Origin of the sequence: Streptomyces hirsutus (assembly GCF_001418415.1) — a bacterium.
In the GTDB taxonomy this organism is placed as follows: Bacteria; Actinomycetota; Actinomycetes; order Streptomycetales; family Streptomycetaceae; genus Streptomyces; species Streptomyces hirsutus.
In genome coordinates this window covers 1-5,607 of the sequence record NZ_LIQT01000716.1, presented here as the reverse complement: position 1 = coordinate 5,607, position 5,607 = coordinate 1, and the positions used below count along the sequence as shown (strand labels likewise).

At 73.9% G+C, this 5,607-nt stretch carries 5 protein-coding genes; 3 read left to right on the top strand and 2 right to left on the bottom strand.

Annotated elements, in window-relative coordinates:
* Together AOK11_RS37820 and AOK11_RS37815 are read left to right on the top strand one after the other, a co-directional pair.
* Positions 1 to 972, top strand: a 972-nt coding sequence (locus AOK11_RS37820; RefSeq protein ID WP_055598139.1) for a LacI family DNA-binding transcriptional regulator, incomplete at its 5' end; no start/stop codon positions are given.
* A 253-nt stretch (positions 973 to 1,225) separates the two neighbouring features.
* The gene (locus AOK11_RS37815; RefSeq protein WP_055598137.1) at positions 1,226 to 2,662 is read left to right on the top strand and encodes an aldehyde dehydrogenase family protein; all 1,437 of its coding nucleotides are present in this window, start codon (positions 1,226 to 1,228) and stop codon (positions 2,660 to 2,662) included.
* Positions 2,663 to 2,740: 78 nt separating this feature from the next.
* Here AOK11_RS37815 and trxA read toward each other — a convergent pair whose 3' ends face one another.
* On the bottom strand, positions 2,741 to 3,148 hold the full coding sequence (gene trxA / locus AOK11_RS37810; RefSeq protein ID WP_055598136.1) for a thioredoxin: 408 nt from the start codon (positions 3,146 to 3,148) through the stop codon (positions 2,741 to 2,743).
* 120 nt (positions 3,149 to 3,268) lie between these two features.
* On the opposite strand from trxA, the gene AOK11_RS37805 reads away from it, so the two are divergent.
* Complete coding sequence (locus tag AOK11_RS37805) at positions 3,269 to 4,720, top strand: dihydrolipoyl dehydrogenase family protein (RefSeq protein WP_055598138.1); 1,452 nt, start codon at positions 3,269 to 3,271, stop codon at positions 4,718 to 4,720.
* A 52-nt stretch (positions 4,721 to 4,772) separates the two neighbouring features.
* Here the strand turns inward: AOK11_RS37805 and AOK11_RS37800 are convergent, their stop codons facing one another.
* Positions 4,773 to 5,417, bottom strand: coding sequence for a peptide deformylase (locus AOK11_RS37800; RefSeq protein ID WP_055598135.1), 645 nt, complete (start codon positions 5,415 to 5,417; stop codon positions 4,773 to 4,775).
* Between the last annotated feature and the right edge of the window lie 190 nt (positions 5,418 to 5,607).

The following is a 5,607-nucleotide window of genomic DNA, read 5'->3' as shown; positions in this document are numbered from 1 at the left end:
GCCGACGTGGCCCGCCTGGCCGGCGTCTCGCGCGCGACCGTCTCCTACGTCCTGAACAATGCCGACGCCGTCCGGATCAGCGAGCCCACCCGCCGCCGTGTCCGCGAGGCCGCCAGGGAACTCGGGTACGTGCCGCACGCGGCGGCGCGCAGCTTACGCGCCGGGCACAGCCGCATGGTGCTGATGCCCGCCCCCGCCTTCCCGGTCGGCCCGGTCTACAGCCAGTTCATCAACGATCTCCAGGTGGCTCTCGGCCGCCTCGACTACACCGTCGTGCAGTACGGCACCGTCGGCGTGCACGACGACGAGGCCGCCCGCGCCTGGGCCGAGCTGCGTCCCGTGGCCGTGCTGGTCCCCGGCTCGGGACTCGGCCCCCGGGGCGTCGCCGTGCTCAAACGCTCCGGCGCGCGTGCCGTGGTCACCCTCGGCCCGGAAACCGTCGAGGGCGCGCACGCCCTGCTCATGGACCACGACGTCGTCGGCCACAGCGCCGGCGCGCACCTGTTCGACCAGGGACGGCGCCGCATCGGTGTCGTCGTTCCGCGCGAGTCCGGTCTGGAGGCGTTCTCCGCGCCCCGCCTCGCGGGAGTGCGTGCGGCCCTGCGCGGCACCGGCGCCACCGTCACCGAACTGGCCCTCGCCCACGACGAGGGCGCCGCCGCGAGGCTCGCCGCCCGATGGCGCGACCTCGGCCTCGACGCCGTGTTCACGTACAACGACGAGTACGCGATGCTGCTGATGCGGGCGCTGCAGGACGCCGGCGTCCGCGTCCCCGAGGAGACGGCCGTGGTCGGCGCCGACAACCTCATGCTGGGCCGGCTGCTGCGGCCCCGGCTGACCACTGTCCACCTCGACCTGCCGTCCGGCACCGAGCTCGCCGCACTCGTCGACCGCGCGGTGCGCGACCCGGCCGCCGCCCCCGAGGCGCACAAGGTGCTGGGCGCGTCGGTGATCCGGCGCGAATCCGGCTGACGCGGGCCGGCGCGGGTCGCCGCCGGGCGGTGCGGCCCGGTGCGGGGCGGGCGGACATGCGGCACGCGATCGCATCGTCGGATGATGGGGAGCCGGATCACCCCGGAGGGAGGGCGCCGAGGCACCGGTACGGCACGCCCCGCGCCTCTGGTGCTGCGTGACTAGGATGTTGCGTGGTCAACCATTTGGTACGCGTAAGGACAGCCGGGCTCGCGCTCGCGCGGAGCCCGGCGACCGATCGGAGAGCCGTCATATGCCGTTGCTCGACACCACGACCTGGCAGCCCCGTCCCCTCTCGGGCCCCGACCACACCGTTACGGAACCCGCCACCGGCGAACAACTGGCCACCGTCACCCTCGCCACCGGTGAGGACGTCGGGGTCGCCGCGGAAGCGGGCCGCGCCGCACAGGCCGAGTGGGCCAGGACCCCGCACTTCGTCCGTGCCGCGGTGCTCCGCAAGGCCGGCGACCTGTTCGGCGCGCACGCCGAAGAGCTGCGGCAATGGCTGGTCCGCGAGTCCGGCAGCATCACCGGAAAGGCCGACTTCGAACTGCACGTCGCCGCCCAGGAGTGCTACGAGGCCGCGGCCCTGGCCTCCCGCCCGGCCGGCCAGGTGCTGCCCACCGAGGGGCCCCGGCTGTCGTACACGCGGCGGGTGCCGGTGGGCGTGGTGGGCGTCATCGCTCCGTTCAACGCGCCGCTGATCCTGTCGATCCGCTCCGTCGCCCCGGCCCTCGCGCTCGGCAACGCCGTCGTCCTGAAGCCGGACCCGCGCACCGCGGTCTGCGGCGGGCTGGCGCTCGCCGCGGTGTTCGCCGAGGCGGGACTGCCCGAAGGGCTGCTGCACGTCCTGCCGGGCGGCGCGGAGACCGGCCAGGCGCTCGTCGCCGACCCGCGGATCCCCGTCATCTCGTTCACCGGTTCCACCGGGGCCGGCCGGCACGTCGGCGAGGCCGCCGGCCGTCACCTCAAGCGGGCCCACCTGGAACTCGGCGGAAACTCCGCGCTGGTCGTGCTCGAGGACGCCGACCTCGAGGCGGTGATCTCCACGGCCGCCTGGGGATCCTTCTTCCACCAGGGCCAGATCTGCATGACGACCGGACGCCACCTGGTGCATGCCTCGCTCTACGACGAGTACGTGGAACGGCTGGCGGCCAAGGCCGACTCGCTCGCCGTCGGCGACCCGCACCGCGAGCAGGTCCACCTCGGCCCGCTCATCGACCAGGGGCAGCTCGACAAGGTGCACGCCCTGGTCGGGGCCAGTACGGCCGGCGGGGCGAAACTCGCCGCGGGCGGGACCCACGACCGGCTGTTCTACCGGCCCACCGTCCTCGCGGACACCGACGACGACACCCCCGCCTACGCGGAGGAGGTCTTCGGCCCCGTCGCACCCGTACGGTCCTTCACCGGGGCCGACGAGGCCGCCGCCCTGGCCGCCGCGAGCCCCTACGGGCTCTCCCTGGGCATCGTCACCCGGGACGCGGCCCGCGGCCTGGACCTGGCGGAGCGCATCCCGACGGGGATCGTGCACATCAACGACCAGACCGTGAACGACGAGGCCGTCGCTCCCTTCGGCGGCGTCGCCGCCTCCGGCACCGGCTCCCGCTTCGGCGGCGACGCCAACCTGGACGCGTTCACCGACGTGCGCTGGACCACCGTGCGCGGGGACGTCGCGCAGTACCCGTTCTAGAAGTGGCCGGCCCGGAACCGCCCGTTCCGGACGTCGCGGCGATGCCCGGAGCCGGGGCGATGTCCGGAGCCGGGGCGATCACTCGCCCCGGCTCTGGGCGTCCGCCTTGCCGTCGCCCTGCGTCGCCTGCTGCTCGGCGATGGACTTGCGGACCTCGTCCATGTCCAGCTTCCGGGCCTGCCCGATGACGTCCGCCAGCGCGGCCTCGGGCAGCGCGCCCGGCTGCGCGAACACGGCCACCTGATCGCGGACGATCATCAGCGTCGGGATCGACTGGATGTTGAAGGCCGCGGCCAGCTCCGGCTGGGCCTCCGTGTCCACCTTGCCGAACACCAGGTCCGGGTTCTTCGCCGCCGCCTTGTCGTACACCGGCGCGAACTGACGGCACGGCCCGCACCAGGACGCCCAGAAGTCGATCAGAACGAACTCGTTCTCCGTGACCAACTGGTCGAAGTTCTCCTTGGTGAGCTCCACAGTGCTGCTCATCGTCTACGTCTCTCTTCCTGATAGCGGGGCGAGCCGTCGGTACAACCACGACCGGCCGGTCACGTATTCCGCGCCCCTACCCATGTGGCCACCACGCACACCACCCACCAGACTGGCGTCATGACGCAGACGCAAGCGGAATCGCCGGAATCGGAAGCCCTCGGCTACGACGTCGTCGTACTCGGCGCCGGGCCCGTCGGGGAGAACGTCGCCGACCGCACCCGAGCGGCGGGACTCTCCACCGCGATCGTGGAGAGCGAACTCGTGGGCGGCGAGTGCTCCTACTGGGCGTGCATGCCCAGCAAGGCCCTGCTGCGGCCCGTCCTCGCCCGGGCCGACGCCCGCCGCCTCCCCGGCCTGAGCGCGTCGGTGCGGGGGCCGCTCGACGCGGACGCGGTCCTGGCCCGCCGCAACGAGTACACCTCCCAGTGGAAGGACGACGGCCAGGTCCAGTGGCTCGAGTCCGTCGGCGTCGACCTCCACCGCGGCGTCGGCCGACTCACCGGCCCGCGCACGGTGACCGTCACCGCCCCCGACGGAACGCGGCGCGTCCTCACCGCCCGGCACGCCGTCGCCGTCTGCACCGGCAGCCGCGCGCTGCTGCCCGGCCTGCCCGGACTCGACGAGGTCGCGCCGTGGACCAGCAGGGAGGCCACCAGCGCCCAGGCCGTGCCCGGCAGGCTGATCGTGGTCGGCGGTGGTGTCGTCGCCACCGAGATGGCCACGGCGTGGCAGGGGCTCGGCTCCCGGATCACGCTCCTGGTACGTGGCAAGGGCCTGCTGGCCCGCATGGAGCCCTTCGCCGGGGAACTGGTCGCCGAGGCGCTCACCGAGGCCGGCGCGGACATCCGTACCGGCACCTCCGCCACCTCGGTGACCAGGGAGAACGGTGTCGTCGTGGTCGTCACCGACACGGGGGAGCGGATCGAGGCCGACGAGATCCTCTTCGCCACCGGCCGGGCCCCGCGCACCGACGACATCGGCCTGGAGACCGTCGGTCTGGAACCCGGCTCCTGGCTCACCGTGAACGACAGCCTCCAGGTGACCGGCCAGGACTGGCTCTACGCGGTCGGTGACGTCAACAAGCGTGCCCTGCTCACCCATCAGGGCAAGTACCAGGCCCGTATCGCCGGCGCGGCCATCGCCGCCAGGGCCGCGGGGGAGCCGGTGGCCGACCGCGCCTGGGGCGCGCACGCCGCCACCGCCGACCACGACGCCGTCCCCCAGGTCGTGTTCACCGATCCGGAGGCGGCCTCGGTGGGCCTCTCCCTGGCCGAGGCGGAGGAAGCGGGGCACCGCGTCCGCGCCGTCGACGTCGACCTGGCCTCGGTCGCCGGCGCCGGACTGTACGGCGAGGGTTACACGGGCCGCGCCCGCATGGTCGTCGACCTCGAGAGCGAGACCCTGCGCGGCGTCACCTTCGTCGGCCCCGGCGTGGGCGAACTCCTCCACTCGGCCACCTTCGCGGTGGCCGCCCAGGTACCGGTCGCCCGCCTGTGGCACGCGGTCCCGTCGTACCCGACGATCAGCGAGGTGTGGCTCCGGCTGCTGGAGGCGTACCGGGACGCCTGAGGGCCCGGAGGGGCGGGCGTGGAGGGGTTTCCTCCGCCCCGCCCGCGCCCGGTCACGGCAGTTCGAAGCCCAGCGCCCGCGCGGCCTCCTCCGGCGTCGGCTGTGCCCAGCGCTCCGCCACCGCCTGATGGGACGACAGCGAGCGCGGTTCCGCCCGGTCGAGGTAGAGCGTGCCGTCGAGGTGGTCCGTCTCGTGCTGCACGATCCGGGCGGGCCAGCCGCCGAACACCTCGTCCACCGCCCGCCCGTGCTCGTCCTGCCCGGTCAGCCGCACCTCGGCGTGCCGCGCCACCACCGCCTGGTACCCGGGGACGCTCAGGCACCCCTCGAAGAACGCCGCCCGCCCGCCGCCGACCGGCGCGTAGACCGGATTGACCAGCACCCGGAACGGCTGCCGCACCCGCCCGCGCGCCACCGCCACCTCCTCCGTGACGGGCGCCGGGTCCTCGATCACCGCGATCCGCAGTCCCACCCCGACCTGCGGCGCTGCCAGCCCGACTCCCGGCGCGGCGTGCATGGTGACCCGCAGTGCCTCGACGAACCGGGCCAGCAGTGCGGGCTCCAACTGGCCGTCGAAGGGTTCGGACGCCCGCCGCAGCAGCGGGTCCCCGGCCGCGACGATGGGCAACGGCCCGTCACCGGAGAGAAGTTGCTCGACCCGCTCGGCCAGGGGCGCACGATCGTTCGGAGTTCCCATCGAGTCAGGATGCCATGCGTCCGACGGACCGCCGCCGCCATGAGTGGCGCAGCTCACACAGACGTCCCGGGAACTCGGCGCCCCGCCGCCCCGACCACTGGAGCAGCACCACGGCCGCCAAGAAGCCCTCGGGAGAAGCCCACCGATGACCACCGCCCCCTCGACCAGCGCGGACGAGGCCACCCAACCC